Annotated in this window: 14 protein-coding genes; 13 read left to right on the top strand and 1 reads right to left on the bottom strand. The window is 37.0% G+C overall.

All coding sequences use genetic code 11. The annotated features are described in order from the left end of the window. Positions 1–57 precede the first annotated feature (57 nt). The 5 genes from ribF to H9655_RS06515 all read left to right on the top strand — a co-directional run bounded on the left by ribF (position 58) and on the right by H9655_RS06515 (position 6,305). Positions 58–1,005 (top strand): bifunctional riboflavin kinase/FAD synthetase, encoded by a 948-nt coding sequence (ribF, locus tag H9655_RS06535; protein WP_191812146.1) that lies wholly within the window; start codon positions 58–60, stop codon positions 1,003–1,005. 126 nt (positions 1,006–1,131) lie between these two features. After that, on the top strand, positions 1,132–1,401 hold the full coding sequence (gene rpsO / locus H9655_RS06530; RefSeq protein ID WP_095369486.1) for a 30S ribosomal protein S15: 270 nt from the start codon (positions 1,132–1,134) through the stop codon (positions 1,399–1,401). A 201-nt stretch (positions 1,402–1,602) separates the two neighbouring features. Next, entirely contained in the window at positions 1,603–3,726 is a 2,124-nt protein-coding gene (pnp, locus tag H9655_RS06525; protein ID WP_191812144.1) for a polyribonucleotide nucleotidyltransferase, read from the top strand. Between the two features lie 209 nt (positions 3,727–3,935). Beyond that, on the top strand, positions 3,936–4,901 hold the full coding sequence (locus H9655_RS06520) for a polysaccharide deacetylase family protein (protein WP_191812142.1): 966 nt from the start codon (positions 3,936–3,938) through the stop codon (positions 4,899–4,901). 168 nt (positions 4,902–5,069) lie between these two features. Continuing rightward, entirely contained in the window at positions 5,070–6,305 is a 1,236-nt protein-coding gene (locus H9655_RS06515) for a M16 family metallopeptidase (RefSeq protein ID WP_191812140.1), read from the top strand. A 57-nt stretch (positions 6,306–6,362) separates the two neighbouring features. Here H9655_RS06515 and H9655_RS06510 read toward each other — a convergent pair whose 3' ends face one another. Then, positions 6,363–7,022, bottom strand: a complete 660-nt coding sequence (locus H9655_RS06510) for a class I SAM-dependent methyltransferase (RefSeq protein WP_191812138.1) — start codon at positions 7,020–7,022, stop codon at positions 6,363–6,365. 257 nt (positions 7,023–7,279) lie between these two features. Between H9655_RS06510 and dpaA the strand changes: the two genes are divergently transcribed. The 8 genes from dpaA (at position 7,280) to H9655_RS06470 (ending at position 15,387) form a co-directional block, all read left to right on the top strand. Next, positions 7,280–8,182: a dipicolinic acid synthetase subunit A gene (gene dpaA / locus H9655_RS06505; RefSeq protein WP_191812136.1), complete on the top strand. Its 903-nt coding sequence runs from the start codon at positions 7,280–7,282 to the stop codon at positions 8,180–8,182. Then, on the top strand, positions 8,179–8,778 hold the full coding sequence (gene dpaB, locus H9655_RS06500; protein ID WP_191812134.1) for a dipicolinate synthase subunit B: 600 nt from the start codon (positions 8,179–8,181) through the stop codon (positions 8,776–8,778). The genes dpaA and dpaB overlap by 4 nt, the downstream gene beginning before the upstream one ends. Before the next feature lie 267 nt (positions 8,779–9,045). Further along, on the top strand, positions 9,046–10,095 hold the full coding sequence (asd, locus tag H9655_RS06495) for an aspartate-semialdehyde dehydrogenase (protein ID WP_191812132.1): 1,050 nt from the start codon (positions 9,046–9,048) through the stop codon (positions 10,093–10,095). 24 nt (positions 10,096–10,119) lie between these two features. Then, entirely contained in the window at positions 10,120–11,352 is a 1,233-nt protein-coding gene (gene dapG / locus H9655_RS06490; RefSeq protein ID WP_191812130.1) for an aspartate kinase, read from the top strand. Positions 11,353–11,378: 26 nt separating this feature from the next. Next, positions 11,379–12,248 carry a 4-hydroxy-tetrahydrodipicolinate synthase gene (gene dapA / locus H9655_RS06485; RefSeq protein WP_191812128.1) on the top strand — a complete coding sequence of 290 codons (870 nt, stop codon included), beginning with the start codon at positions 11,379–11,381 and terminating at the stop codon, positions 12,246–12,248. A 384-nt stretch (positions 12,249–12,632) separates the two neighbouring features. After that, positions 12,633–14,297: a ribonuclease J gene (locus tag H9655_RS06480; RefSeq protein WP_318245452.1), complete on the top strand. Its 1,665-nt coding sequence runs from the start codon at positions 12,633–12,635 to the stop codon at positions 14,295–14,297. 146 nt (positions 14,298–14,443) lie between these two features. Continuing rightward, the gene (locus tag H9655_RS06475; RefSeq protein ID WP_191812126.1) at positions 14,444–15,178 is read left to right on the top strand and encodes a ClpP family protease; all 735 of its coding nucleotides are present in this window, start codon (positions 14,444–14,446) and stop codon (positions 15,176–15,178) included. Then, on the top strand, positions 15,175–15,387 hold the full coding sequence (locus H9655_RS06470; protein ID WP_191812124.1) for a YlzJ-like family protein: 213 nt from the start codon (positions 15,175–15,177) through the stop codon (positions 15,385–15,387). Before H9655_RS06475 ends, H9655_RS06470 begins: the two co-directional genes overlap by 4 nt. Positions 15,388–15,467: the final 80 nt, after the last annotated feature.

Raw genomic sequence — 15,467 nt, 5'->3', positions numbered from 1 at the left:
AAAGTAGAAGTTGTATGCCTATCTTCATGTTTAAACAATATAAAAAGGTGAATGATCATGGAAGTTATAAAAATAGTACATCCACATAACCACACTAAAGATAGTTGGCCACCTCTTTCAATAGCATTGGGCTTTTTTGACGGTGTTCATCTTGGTCACCAGAAAGTGATACAAAATGCAAAGGATAAGGCAGATGAACAAGGGATAAAAAGTGCCGTAATGACATTTGACCCTCATCCATCAGCTGTATTAGGTGATCCACAAGAACAAATTAGATATATCACTCCAATAAATGAGAAAATTAAGATTGTTGCAAAGTTAGGCATTGATTATTTATTTATTGTGCATTTTTCTAAAGCGTTTGCTAATTTAGATCCAGAAGCTTTTATCGATCAGTATATTATTGATTTAAATGTATCACATGTAACAGCTGGATTTGATTATACGTATGGCAAATTCGGAAAAGGTACTATGGATACGATGAAAACACATGCAAAAGGGAACTTCTCTACAACCACGATTCCGCAGTTGAAAAGAGACAATGCTAAGATTAGCTCCTCACTTATTAGGACTTACCTAAAAGAGGGGAGTGTAGAAAAAATCCCTCCGCTCTTGGGAAGATACTATACAGTTACTGGTCCGGTCGTGCAAGGTGATCAACGGGGGAGACAATTAGGTTTTCCAACAGCAAATGTTGCTGTGAGTGAAGAATTTATCACCCCTCCAACAGGTGTATACGCTGTTAGAATTTTTGTTCAAGGAAAATGGTGGAGAGGGGTTTGTAATTTAGGCTATAAGCCGACTTTCCATGATGACTTAAAGGCCCCTTCTATTGAAGTCCATATTTTTGATTTCGATCAAGATATATATGGTGAAGAGGTTGAAGTGGAGTGGCATCAACATATTAGAGATGAACGAAAGTTTAATGGAATTGAAGCATTAATAGAGCAAATTGCTAAAGATAAGCAAGCAACACTCGATTATTTTGCAAAAAACAACGGTTAATTCTTGCATTTTGTCTAAAAAAGTTGTATTCTTATAAACGTATTGATTAATGAACCTTTGCTTGGCAAGTCGAGTCACCGACGCTTGCTCAGTAACAGGGGATTGAAATTTTAGGAGGTGAATCGGATGGCTATCACTAAAGAACGTAAAAATGAACTTATCAGTGAGTACAAAACTCATGAAAATGATACTGGATCTCCAGAAGTTCAAATCGCTGTCCTTACAGAAGAAATCAACAATTTGAATGAACATTTACGTACTCATAAGAAAGATCACCACTCTCGTCGTGGTCTATTAAAAATGGTAGGTAAACGTCGTAACCTATTAACTTACCTTCGTAACAAAGATGTACAACGTTACCGTGAGTTAATCAATAAGCTTGGTTTACGTCGATAATAAGAAGTTTGTCTTCTTATTTGAAGAAGCGGGATTTTTTCCCGCTTTTTTATTAGCCTAAAAACGCTATTCTACATAAAATTTTGTTATTTTATATATTTGAAAAAGTGTGCATAATAGTAGTAATGATGAAAATATGTCATGGCATTTTGCTTTAGTATATATGATGTTGTAAGTGAAATGGTAGAGAGGGGTACAAATATGGGACAAGATAAGCATATCTACAGCATAGATTGGGCTGGACGCAAGTTGTCTGTTGAAATAGGACAATTGGCAAAGCAAGCAAACGGTGCTGTATTGGTTCGCTATGGTGATACAGCTGTGCTTAGTACAGCAACGGCATCAAAAGAACCGAAAAACTTAGATTTCTTTCCACTTACTGTAAACTATGAGGAAAGATTATACGCAGTTGGTAAAATACCAGGCGGCTTTATTAAACGTGAAGGTCGTCCAAGCGAAAGAGCCATTCTAGCTAGCAGATTAATTGATAGACCAATTCGACCACTTTTCCCAGACGGTTTCCGCAACGATGTTCAAGTTGTCAGTATGGTCATGAGTGTCGACCAAGATTGTTCTTCTGAAATGGCGGCTATGTTTGGATCATCTCTTGCATTAAGTGTTTCTGATATTCCGTTTGCCGGTCCGATTGCTGGTGTGACTGTTGGCAGAATAGACAATGAATTTATCATTAACCCTTCTGTAGAACAAACAGAAAAAAGTGATATTCATTTAGTCGTTGCTGGTACGAAAGATGCGATTAACATGGTAGAAGCAGGGGCAGAAGAAGTTCCTGAAGAAACGATGCTTGAAGCAATTATGTTTGGACATGAAGAGATTAAACGATTAATTGCCTTCCAAGAGAAGATTGCTGAAGAAATTGGCAAAGAAAAGATGGCAGTTACGCTTTATCAAGTCGATGAAGAGATAAATGCAACTGTGCGCTCTATGTGTGAAGCGGATATGATTCCTGCTATTCAAGTTCAAGAAAAGCATGCTAGAGAAGCGGCTATTAAAGTCGTCAAAGATAAAGTAATTAGCCATTTTGAAGAGCAAGAAGTAGATGATGATTTTCTTAAACAAGTGAAGCAAGTACTTGATAAAATTGTGAAACAAGAAGTACGCCGCTTAATTACTGAAGATAAAGTAAGACCTGATGGACGTGGACTAGAAGAAATTCGTCCGCTGTCATCTGAGATTGATCTACTTCCACGTACACATGGGTCAGGACTGTTTACCCGTGGTCAAACACAAGCGTTGAGCATTTGTACATTAGGTGCGCTTGGTGATGTACAAATTCTAGATGGTCTTGGCATTGAAGAAGAAAAACGTTTTATGCACCACTATAATTTCCCTAATTTCAGTGTTGGTGAAACTGGACCGATGAGAGGACCTGGTCGTCGTGAAATCGGACACGGTGCTTTAGGAGAAAGAGCTTTAGAACCAATTATTCCATCAGAAAAGGTATTCCCTTATACGATTCGACTTGTTTCTGAAGTGTTGGAATCTAATGGTTCCACTTCACAGGCAAGTATCTGTGCAAGTACATTAGCAATGATGGACGCAGGTGTACCAATTAAAGCGCCAGTTGCTGGTATTGCGATGGGTCTTATCAAATCAGGTGATTATTACTCTATTCTAACGGATATTCAAGGAATGGAAGATCACTTAGGTGATATGGACTTTAAAGTAGCAGGTACAAGTAAAGGTGTCACAGCCCTACAAATGGATATTAAAATCGATGGACTTTCTAGAGAGATTTTAGAAGAAGCATTACAACAAGCAAAAATCGGTAGAATGCAAATTCTTGATTCTATGCTAGCAACGATTGCTGAACCTAATAAACAGCTTTCACAATATGCACCGAAAATCTTAATGATGTCAATTAACCCAGATAAAATTCGTGATGTTATTGGGCCAAGTGGAAAACAAATCAATAAAATTATTGAAGAAACTGGCGTAAAAATTGATATCGAACAAGATGGAACAGTATTTATTTCTTCAGTGGATGAAGAGATGAATCAAAAAGCGAAGAAAATCATTGAAGATATCGTTCGTGAAGTTGAAGTTGGACAAATGTATTTGGGTAAAGTGAAACGCATTGAAAAATTTGGTGCTTTCGTAGAGATCTTTAATGGGAAAGATGGACTTGTTCATATTTCTGAACTAGCTGAAGAGCGGGTAGGAAAAGTCGAAGATGTGCTATCAATTGGTGATGAAGTCCTTGTAAAAGTAACTGAAATCGATAAACAAGGTAGAGTGAACCTTTCTCGTAAAGCTGTATTAAAAGAGCAGCGTGAACAAAAAGAAAAAGCTGAGAATAAATAAATTAATGTAAGAAAGTCAGGGTTTCCCTGATTTTTTTCTTTCTTTTTTTATGGAAAAATATAAGTTGATTGCCTATAATTCATGTGAGCCCTCGGCTGCTTTCTATTACCTGTAGAAGGCAGTTAATATGTAAGCGCTTTATCGAGTGGTTAAACGGTTCTACCTTGTCCTCCTTTAACATATTTTAATGAAGAGGGAGGCTGGTGTTAATGAGAAGAATTGGATACTTGTTGTTAATAGTCATTTGTGGCTTTTTAATCGTTGCGAACCCGTTAACAGATCAATATATGTCTTTAGCACTAAGTGAAAGCATATCGGTAAGTAAAGAAAAGGATCCGCTTTTAATAGAAATAAAGGAGCAAGCGAAAACGTTTGAAGTACCTGCTCAGGATGCTGTCATAGATAAGGTATGGAAGGCGATTCCAGGCTTAAATGGATTAAAAGTTGATGTGAATGCATCTTATAAAAAGATGAAAAAGGACGGGTTTTTTGATAAAGAGAAACTCGTATTTACCGAAGTTAAACCGAAGATTCACCTAGAAGATTTAGAACCTTCACCGATTTATAAGGGTCATCCAGAAAAACCCATGGTTAGTTTATTAATTAATGTAGCTTGGGGAAATGAGTATCTTCCTAAAATGTTGGAAACATTAAAGAAACATAATGTAAAAGCAACGTTTTTTTTAGAAGGAAGGTGGACGCAAAACAACCCTGATTTAGCAAAAATGATTGTTGCTGCTGGGCATGAAATTGGCAATCATTCATATACGCATCCGGATTTAAAAGTTTCTTCTGATCAAAAAACAAAAGAAGAAATCGTGAAAACAAACGAAGTCATAGAAGCGACGACTGAACAAAAAGTGAAATGGTTTGCTCCCCCAAGTGGTAGTTATCGTGATCAAACCGTCAACATCGCTGAAGGGCAAGGTCTACTTACTGTGATGTGGACTGTTGATACGATAGATTGGCAAAAACCATCACCTGAAACGATAATTAATCGTGTAGTCAATAAAGTAGAAAATGGTTCAATGGTCTTAATGCACCCAACAGAATCAACAGCAAATGCACTGGATCGAATGATTGTAGGGATTAAAGACAAAGACTTACAAATTGGTACAGTGACATCCTTATTGTCAGAGGAAAGAATCAGGTCACACGAAAAAAAGAAAAAATAGCAAGCGAGATTTTGCAAAATATAGCAACAATAGGATACACTTATGTTATTCTACCATCATGAGTCTTTTTTTCTTTATGTTTGATAGCAGCTGTTCTAATTAGCCTTTTAACATCTTGCGTATCATCCGAAAAAAAGACAGCTTGCAAACAGAACAGGAGGAGCATGCTTGATTAAAAGATATACTTGCAAAAATGGAACAAGAATTGTATTAGAAAATATTCCGACTGTCCGCTCTGTTGCCATTGGCGTTTGGATTGGAACAGGATCAAGAAATGAAGATAAACAGAATAATGGGATTTCCCACTTTCTTGAACATATGATATTTAAAGGTACAGAGTCAAAAACAGCTAGAGAGATAGCGGAGTCTTTTGATAGTATTGGTGGACAAGTGAACGCATTCACATCAAAAGAATATACTTGCTATTATGCAAAAGTACTGGATACTCATGCTTCATTTGCGTTAGATGTACTAGCTGATATGTTTTTCAACTCTGCCTTTGATAACGAAGAGTTGAAAAAAGAAAAAAATGTTGTATACGAAGAAATTAAAATGTATGAAGATACGCCGGATGATATTGTTCATGATGTATTAAGCAAGGGCGTATATGGAAACCATTCACTTGGATATCCGATACTCGGAACGGAAGAAACACTAGAAACATTTAACGGTGACACATTAAGAGACTATATGCATAATCACTATATACCTGAGAATGTCGTCATCTCCATAGCAGGTAATGTGCCTGAATCATTTATTAAAGAAGTAGAGTCGCATTTTGGTACATATACAGGTGGTAGCCCAGCAGTAAATGAAACAAAACCTACATTTCATAATAATAAGATCGCAAGAAAGAAAGAAACAGAACAAGCGCATCTTTGTTTAGGGTTTAATGGGCTTCCAGTGGGCCATGATGATATGTATCAGTTGATCGTTTTAAATAATATTCTTGGTGGAAGCATGAGTAGTCGCTTATTCCAAGATGTTAGAGAAGATAAGGGCCTCGCATACTCTGTATTTTCTTATCACTCTTCTTTTAAAGATGTTGGTTTGGTTACGATATATGGTGGTACCGGTGCGAAACAAATGAATGTTCTTTTCGAAACAATTCAGAACACATTAGATGTTTTGAAACGAAATGGCATAACAGAAAAAGAATTAGTCAACAGTAAAGAACAATTAAAAGGTGGGTTAATGCTAAGTTTAGAAAGTACAAATAGTCGCATGAGCCGTAACGGCAAAAACGAGCTATTGCTTGGGTCTCATCGTACATTAGATAAAATTATTGAAGAAATTGATGAAGTGACAATGGACGAAGTCAATGAAATGGCGAAAAAGATCTTTACAGATGATTATTCATTAGCCTTAATTAGTCCAGATGGGGAATTACCTCAAGGGCTATAAATAAAAACGAACAATTTCCTTCTTAAAAGAGAGGAAGTTGTTCGTTTCTTTATTCATTTAGCCATTTTTCTTTTTTAGAACGGCACGAAAACAATTTAATTCTCCCCATATGGTAGATGTGAGAACATTAGGAGGTCGGGTAAAGGACACATTTTCAAAAAAGGTTAATTCTGCCTCATTTATTATTCGATTGAATATGTCTAAATCGATTGTTGGATAGTCACAAGTTAAAATGATGAGTCCATCCTCTTTTAATACCCGTTTAAACTCTACAAGGCTTTTATAAATATCCTCAATATTTAAATGTTCAATAACGGAAATACAGAAGATTTTATCAAATAATTGGTTACTGTATGGTAAATCAGTTAAGGAACAGCAACTCATAGAGACACTGTTTAACAATCGCTGCACATGTTCTTCTTGGATTTCGTCATGTGTATATGTTTCTTTCATATCTAATAAAATGGCTCTATTGTCTAATAATCTTTCATCAATGTCACAGGCAAAGGTGTGTTTGCATTTCTCACCTAAATAAAACTTTAAAGGGTGTCCCAATCCACAAGCTGCATCGAGGACAATATCATTTTTGTCTGCAAAATTCTTTGCCCACTCATATTCATAGGGTCTTGTTTCCCATTCCTTAGGTAACTGAAAAACGAATTGCTGAGATTTCGGATCGTCAGTTGCAATAAATCTGGAATCTGTTATATTTTTCATTTCCTTTCCTCCTCACTTAGCATTTTATTGTATGTGAAGAAAAAGGAGTCGCTACCTAACTATTTAAGTTATTCAAAGTGGTTTTTATGAATAGAGGTTTGTTTTTACCCCCTTTCTCTATCTTCTCTACAAAGCCAATTCAAACTTAGTGTCTATTCTTTGTTAGAGAACTCACCGAATAGGTCATTTCTACATAAGATGTTGAAGTAATTGAGTAAAAGAACATTAAAAGTTCTTTAAAAGAAGGTGAGTGTTGCATGCTGACAGGATTACAAATTGCAGTGATCGGTGGAGATGCAAGGCAGCTTGAGGTCATACGTAAGCTGACAGAATTGGATGCAAAATTATATTTAGTTGGTTTTGAACAGCTTGACCACGCTTTTTCTGGTGCAGTAAAGGAGAAGTTAGATGATGTGGACTTTACATGCATTGACGCCATTATATTGCCAGTACCTGGGGCTGGGGTAGATGGACAGATTGATACAATTTTCTCTAATGAAAAAATTACGATAAATGAAGAAATCTTAAAGAAAACACCGCAACATTGTAAAATTTATTCTGGTATTAATCCTCCTTATCTTCAAGAAATTTCAACGAAAGCAGATCGTGAAGTTGTTCAATTATTCAACCGTGATGATGTCGCAATATACAATTCAATTCCCACTGTTGAAGGCACATTAATGATGGCCATTCAACATACTGATTTTACCATTCACGGATCAAATGTCACTGTATTAGGACTAGGAAGAACAGGTATGAGTGTAGCCCGTGCATTTCATGCTTTAGGAGCTAAAGTGAAAGTAGGAGCTAGAAAAAGCGAGCATATAGCGAGAATAACTGAAATGGGTCTTAGGCCTTTTCATTTGAATGATATCGAAGAAGCCGTTGTGGATACAGATATATGCATTAATACAATTCCCGTACAAGTCGTGGTGGCATCAGTAATAGCGAAAATGCCTGTTCATACGCTCATTATTGATTTAGCTTCTAAACCAGGTGGTACGGACTTTAGGTACGCAGAGAAACGTGGGGTAAAGGCACTATTAGCCCCTGGCCTTCCAGGAATCGTTGCACCGAAAACAGCGGGACGTATTTTAGCTAATGTTCTTTCACAATTGATTTTGGCCAATTTTGATGAAAGGGAGGATAAACAATCATGAATTTAAAAGGGAAAAAAATAGGATTCGGCTTAACTGGGTCGCATTGCACATATGATGCCGTATTTCCGGAAATAGAAAAGCTAGTTGCGGCGGGAGCTGAAGTCTTACCCGTCGTCACTTTTACCGTTCAAAATACTGATACAAGATTTGGTGATGGAGAAGATTGGATTAAAAGGATAGAAGAAGTGACTGGGAATAAAGTCATCGATTCTATTGTAAAAGCAGAACCGTTAGGCCCGAAAATCCCATTAGATTGCATGGTCGTTGCCCCATTAACAGGAAACTCTATGAGTAAATTTGCAAATGCGATGACAGATTCTCCAGTGCTTATGGCTGCCAAAGCAACATTACGGAATGAAAAACCAGTCGTACTAGGTATATCGACTAACGATGCGCTTGGCTTAAACGGCACAAACCTCATGCGTTTAATGTCAACAAAAAATATTTATTTTATTCCATTTGGGCAAGATGACCCAGTGAAGAAACCGAACTCAATGGTCGCCCGTATGACAGCATTATCTGATACAATAGTGAAAGCAATGAATGGTGAACAGATTCAGCCAGTCATTGTTGAACGATACAAAGATGGTAACTAAGTTCGAAATTTATCATATTTTCTATCGTTAAAGTAAAATATTTTTAGCAGACGACGGCTTTCGCCAGTAGACTTGGCGATAAGCCATGTTTTTCTCATAAAATTTTATTTTTTAATGCGGGAATATGATAAAATATAAAATAATCTTAGTATACTATCTCTAGCTTGCTCACATAGTTGACTGACAGTTAGTCGCTCACTTGCTTGTTAGCTGAAAGGTAAACTAAAAAAATATCAATCATTATGTTGGCCGGAAGGAGAAATGGTTATGACAGAGAAAAAAGACTTCCATGTAGCTGTAGTAGGAGCAACAGGAGCAGTAGGTGAACAAATGCTAAAAACATTGGAAGAGCGTGCTTTTCCGATATCAACGTTGAAAGTACTATCTTCGTCTCGCTCAGCTGGGAAGAAGATTCAATATAACGGTAAGGAATATACTGTAGAAGAAGCTACACCTGATAGTTTTGAAGGTGTAGATATTGCTTTGTTTAGTGCAGGAGGAAGTGTATCCAAGCAATTAGCTCCAGAGGCGGTAAAAAGAGGAGCAATTGTGGTTGATAATACAAGTGCATTCCGTATGGATGAAAATACACCACTCATCGTACCTGAAGTAAATGAAGAAGATTTGCATAATCATAACGGCATCATTGCCAATCCTAATTGTTCAACCATCCAAATGGTTGTAGCGCTAGAACCGATTAGAAAAGCATTCGGTTTAAATAAGGTGATTGTTTCCACGTATCAAGCAGTCTCTGGTTCAGGGCAAGCAGCTATTGATGAACTGCAGGAGCAAACAAGAGCGATCTTAGATAATCAAGCATATACACCAGAAGTTTTGCCAGTAAAAGGTGATAAAAAACATTATCAAATCGCTTTTAATGCTATCCCTCAAATTGATAAGTTTGTTGATAACGGTTATACCTTCGAAGAAATGAAAATGATTAATGAAACGAAAAAAATTATGCATCTGCCTTCTTTACCAGTAGCTGCAACTTGTGTTCGTCTGCCCGTTGGAACTGGCCATTCTGAATCTGTGTATTTTGAGATTGATCAGGAAGGCATCGACGCAAAGGATATAAAAGCTTTATTAAGTAACGCACCAGGTATAGAACTACAAGATGACCCTGACAATCAAATTTATCCAATGCCAGCTGATTGCGTTGGTAAATCAGAAGTGTTCGTCGGTCGTATTCGCAATGACTTAGATGAAGCAAAAGGGTTCCATATGTGGGTCGTTTCTGATAATCTACTAAAAGGTGCAGCTTGGAATTCTGTACAAATCGCAGAAAGTCTTGTTAAATTAAAGTTAGTGAAATAAATTGCAATTACTCGAGGTGTTTAGATGAAAATCGTCGTTCAAAAATTTGGCGGTACATCGGTAAAAAATGAAGAAGGCAGGAGTCATGCATTAAGGCATATTAAGAATGCCGTTCAAGAAGGGTTCAAAGTGGTAGTCGTTGTTTCTGCAATGGGAAGAAAGGGAGACCCTTATGCAACAGACACGTTATTATCACTCGTTGGTGCGCCCCTTGCCAAAATCAATAAACGTGAGACAGATCTATTACTATCTTGTGGAGAAGTTATTTCAAGTGTTGTATTTACAAATATGCTTTTAGAAAACGAACTAACAGCAACCGCTTTAACAGGTGCGCAAGCTGGTTTTCGTACAAATCATGATCATATGAATGCGAAAATTATTGATATGAAATGTGAACGTTTAAAAAATGAGTTAGAATTACATGATGTTGTTGTCGTTGCAGGTTTTCAAGGATCAGCTAGAAACGGTGATACAACAACAATTGGACGTGGAGGTAGTGATACTTCAGCAGCAGCGCTAGGTTCTGCCCTTAATGCGGAGTGGATTGATATATTCACAGATGTTGAAGGAATTATGACAGCTGATCCGCGCATTGCACAGAATGCACGTTCTTTGGATGTCGTGACTTATACAGAAGTTTGCAATATGGCGTATCAAGGTGCAAAGGTTATTCACCCACGAGCAGTTGAAATCGCGATGCAATCGAAAATTCCTATTCGTATCCGTTCCACCTATACAGACGGTTTAGGTACACTAGTTACGGCTGTTACTAAACAAAGTAGAGGAACAGATATAAAAGAAAGACCGGTTACCGGGATTGCCCATGTAGCAAATATTACGCAAATTAAAGTGGTTGCTAAAGAAAATCAGTATGACCTCCAATCAGAGGTTTTTAAGGCAATGGCCAAAGAAGGCATTAGTGTTGATTTCATTAATATTTATCCACATGGCGTAACGTATACAGTGACCGAGGAAATGACGGATCAAGCGATTCAAATTTTAAATGGATTAGGTCATGATCCAAAAGTGGAAAGAGGCTGTGCGAAGGTTTCAGTGGTCGGTGCAGGTATGCAAGGGGTTCCTGGTGTTGCCTCTAAAATTGTAACAGCACTTTCGGAACAAGGCATTAGAATTATGCAATCAGCAGATAGCCATACGACGATTTGGGTTTTAGTTGAACAAGAAGATTTACCGAAAGCAGTCAATGCACTCCATGATGCCTTTCATTTAGAAAAAGATCAAGTAGAAATGATATAAGTGATTATTTAAAAAGAGGTGTAAAAATGGTTTTATTCGGAAGAGTTTCAACAGCAATGGTTACGCCATTTGATATTAATGGACATATTGATTTTGCGAAGACAACTCAGTTAATCAATCATTTGATTGAGAATGGGACAGATTCCCTTGTTGTTGCTGGAACGACAGGCGAATCACCAACGTTAACGAAAGAAGAAAAACTCGCATTATTTAAACATGTAGTTAAGGTAACGGATGGTCGCGTGCCGGTTATTGCTGGTACAGGTAGCAATAATACTTATTCATCCATTGAATTAACGAAGAAGGCAACAGAAATTGGTGTAGATGCCATTATGTTAGTTGCTCCTTATTATAATAAGCCAAACCAAGCAGGTTTATATGAACATTTTAAAGCGATCGCCGCAAGTACAAATTTACCTGTTATGTTATATAATATCCCAGGTCGATCATCTGTTAATATCACACCAGAAACAATTATCGAACTTTCCAAGATTGAAAATATTGTCGCTGTGAAAGAAGCGAGTGGTGATCTTAATGCAATGACGAAGATTATCGCTGAAACAGATGATGATTTCTTATTATATAGTGGCGATGACGGTATCGCTCTACCTGTATTATCCATTGGTGGAGCTGGTGTCGTATCCGTGGCCTCACATATAATCGGCTCTGAAATTCAAGAAATGGTGCAAGCATTTTTAGATGGACACTATCAAGAGGCAGCAAAATTGCATCAATCCTTACTACCAATTATGGAAGCGATGTTTGCAGCCCCAAGTCCTGTACCAGTTAAAACAGCTTTGCAGGTCAAAGGTCTTGATGTCGGTTCTGTGCGATTACCAATGGTACCACTCTCTGAACAAGAACGAGCCACACTGATTGCCATTATTAAAAAGTAAGCAAAAAATCTGAACGATCATTCCCCACTTTCGGGTTTGTATTGTTCAGGTTTTTTTGTCGTGAGAGAAAAGAGGGGCTCTTCGTAAAAAAAATAAAAAATAGTGACCAAACATAATTAGCTCAGTTTTCCTTAGCCTTTTCATTTCTTATAACCTTCATCACTTCTTTAAATAACCACTAGATTTTCCTATTGTGAATAATTATCCCTATTAGAGAAAGCTTTCATCCTCTATCGTCACTAATATGTTTAAACCTAATTTAACTGGATAAATTGCTTTATAACCGCAAAAATGCATAAATTTGGTTGTTATTATTTTCTTAGTTAAAGTATAATGGGAATAACTGATTTTGATCGGGTGAATGAACTATAGGAGGATACATAAGTGAAAAGACAGAATGAAAGCATCAAGTTAGCAGCTCTAGGTGGAGTTGGTGAATTAGGAAAAAATATGTATATAATTGAAGTTGATGATGATATTTTCGTTATCGACGCAGGTTTAATGCTTCCAGAGAACGAAATGCTAGGAATTGATACGGTTATTCCAGATTTCACCTATCTTATTCAACAAAAAGATCGTGTGCAAGGAGTATTTTTAACCCACGGACATGAGGATCATATCGGTGCATTATCTTATTTGCTACGTCAGATTGAGGTACCGGTATACGGAACTAAGCTTACGATTGCGTTAGCAAAAGCAAAAATGAAAGAGCAAGGATTTAAAGGGAAAGCTGAACTCGTGGAAATACATAGTGATACCGAACTTCACTTTGATCATTGTGAAATTTCATTTTTTAAAACAAACCATAGCATCCCCGACAGTGTAGGGGTTTGTATTCATACGTCACAAGGCAGTATCGTCTATACTGGAGATTTCAAATTTGATCAAGCGGCAGGACCCCTTTATAAAGCCGAAATTGGAAAGATGGCTAAAATTGGAGAAAATGGCGTTTTGTGCTTATTATCTGATAGTACAGAAGCAGAAAAGCCTGGCTATACAAAATCTGAAGCGGAAGTATTAGATGATTTAGTGAAGCATTTTTATCAAGCGAAAGGAAGAGTCGTAGTCGCTACATTTGCGTCAGAGTTAATAAGGATTCAACAAGTATTTGACGCTGCAAAACAGTCCAACCGAAAGGTAGCCATTGTTGGAAGAAGCTTACAAAAAATATATGATATCGCCATCAGACTAGGGTTTTTAGACGTATATGAAGACATAATGGTCTCTATGAATGATGTGAAAAACTTGGCAGATGAAGAAATCATTTATTTAGTGACAGGTACGCAAGGAGACCCAATTGATGCGCTGTATAAGATGGCGAAAAACTCCCACCGTCAAGTGCATATTCAATCTGGAGATTATGTTATATTCTTCGCTACTCCTTTAAGAGGATCGGAAGTTTATTTATCAAAAACAGTTGATGTATTGTTCCGAAGCGGAGCTCATGTGGTATCAGGAAAAGGAAGTTTTAATACATCTAGCCATGGTAGTAAAGAAGAACTTAAATTCATGATTAATTTGATGAATCCGAGATATTTCTTTCCTGTTCATGGAGAATACAGAATGTTAAAAGCGCATGCGAAGGTAGCCGAATCGACTGGTATGGATAGTGAAGCTATTTTTATTCCTGAAAAGGGAGAATTATATGAGATAGCTAAAGGAACAATGAAAAATGTGGGTAAAATACCAACTGGACATGTATTAATTGATGGCAGTGGTGTAGGTGATGTCGGTAATATTGTTCTTAGAGATCGAAAATTATTATCTCAAGATGGGATATTACTCGTAGTTGTTACATTAAACAAAAAACAAAAAATTATTTCAGCCGGGCCAGAAATTATTACAAGAGGCTTTGTGTATGTTCGAGAGTCTGAAGAATTATTAGCAGATGCAAGCAAGTTGGTAAAAGAAATTGTTGAAGCAAAACTATCGAAAGAAGCTTTTGACTGGTCAGGTATCAAGCAAGATATGAGAGAAGGTCTCAATCAGTTCTTATTTGATAAAACAAAACGTCGTCCGATGATCTTACCGATAATAATGGAATCCTAAAAAAAGGCAGGTAATTACGTATTTGTAATTGCCTGCTTTTATTCTTCTTACGATAATTGATAAAACCGATTCGAAAAGCATAAGTAGAATGAAAATCCCATCCCTGTCTCATACTAAATATATAAAAGTTTGAAGGGAGAAGACTTATGGATTTTGAAATGAATGGGAATGATCAAGAGCAACAACCGAAAGAAGATAAGCAATCGCCTTTAATGGAAAAAATACAGCAATTAGGTCAAACAAATGTACCGCAACTATCTCAAGATTCTAAAATTCATTGTTTGACAATTGTTGGACAAATAGAAGGGCATTTACAACTACCACCACAAAATAAGACAACAAAATATGAACATCTTATTCCTCAGATTGTAGCCATTGAACAAAATCCAAAAATAGAAGGCTTGTTAGTAATATTAAATACGGTCGGCGGAGATGTTGAAGCAGGGTTAGCACTTGCTGAGATGTTAGCATCATTGTCAAAGCCTACCGTTTCAATCGTACTAGGTGGTGGGCACTCAATAGGTGTTCCAATAGCCGTATCATGTGATTATGCTTATATAGCTGAATCAGCAACGATGACCATTCACCCCATTCGGTTGACAGGCTTAGTAATTGGCGTACCACAGACTTTTGAGTATTTAGATAAAATGCAAGAACGTGTCATAAACTTTGTAACAAAGCACTCTCATATTTCTGAAGAGAAGTTTAAAGACTTAATGTTTGCTAAAGGAAATTTGACAAGAGATATTGGTACGAACGTCATTGGTGCTGATGCTGTAGAATTTGGTTTAATTAATGAGGTTGGGGGCATTGGTCCGGCATTAAAAAAACTTGAGGAGTTAATTGAAAACAATGAAAATCAGGAGGGGCTTGTGCAATGATATTATATACATCTATGCCAAATGAATGGATATACCAAGCTGATCCATCTGAATTTGCGAAACAAAAAGTGGTTAACTTTGAAGGTGTCCCATTACTAGTGGAATTAACTAGTGGATCTGAATATCGTGTCATTCAAGTTATGAGTACAGACCCAAATGATTTCATGAATGAAAATATTGGACCTGGAGTAAAAATCACCCTCAGTTAAGCAAATGTTGGATGAAATTATGCTATAATAAATGAACATACGTAGAGCAGCCACCTAAAGGCTGCTCTCTTCTTTCATGC

The sequence above is a fragment of the Cytobacillus stercorigallinarum genome (assembly GCF_014836495.1).
GTDB lineage: Bacteria > Bacillota > Bacilli > Bacillales > Cytobacillaceae > Cytobacillus > Cytobacillus stercorigallinarum.
The sequence above is the reverse complement of the archived record's forward strand: the minus strand, read 5'-3'. Positions and strand labels throughout refer to the sequence as shown.

Excerpts from the sequence above, each read along its gene's own strand:
- H9655_RS06475 (WP_191812126.1), top strand. The coding sequence starts at position 14,444 with ATGGATTTTGAAATGAATGGGAATGATCAAGAGCAACAACCGAAAGAA.
- pnp (WP_191812144.1), top strand. The coding sequence starts at position 1,603 with ATGGGACAAGATAAGCATATCTACAGCATAGATTGGGCTGGACGCAAG.
- H9655_RS06520 (WP_191812142.1), top strand. The coding sequence starts at position 3,936 with ATGAGAAGAATTGGATACTTGTTGTTAATAGTCATTTGTGGCTTTTTA.
- dpaB (WP_191812134.1), top strand. The coding sequence starts at position 8,179 with ATGAATTTAAAAGGGAAAAAAATAGGATTCGGCTTAACTGGGTCGCAT.
- rpsO (WP_095369486.1), top strand. The coding sequence starts at position 1,132 with ATGGCTATCACTAAAGAACGTAAAAATGAACTTATCAGTGAGTACAAA.
- dpaA (WP_191812136.1), top strand. The coding sequence starts at position 7,280 with ATGCTGACAGGATTACAAATTGCAGTGATCGGTGGAGATGCAAGGCAG.
- H9655_RS06510 (WP_191812138.1), bottom strand. The coding sequence starts at position 7,022 with ATGAAAAATATAACAGATTCCAGATTTATTGCAACTGACGATCCGAAA.
- dapA (WP_191812128.1), top strand. The coding sequence starts at position 11,379 with ATGGTTTTATTCGGAAGAGTTTCAACAGCAATGGTTACGCCATTTGAT.
- H9655_RS06470 (WP_191812124.1), top strand. The coding sequence starts at position 15,175 with ATGATATTATATACATCTATGCCAAATGAATGGATATACCAAGCTGAT.
- ribF (WP_191812146.1), top strand. The coding sequence starts at position 58 with ATGGAAGTTATAAAAATAGTACATCCACATAACCACACTAAAGATAGT.
- dapG (WP_191812130.1), top strand. The coding sequence starts at position 10,120 with ATGAAAATCGTCGTTCAAAAATTTGGCGGTACATCGGTAAAAAATGAA.
- asd (WP_191812132.1), top strand. The coding sequence starts at position 9,046 with ATGACAGAGAAAAAAGACTTCCATGTAGCTGTAGTAGGAGCAACAGGA.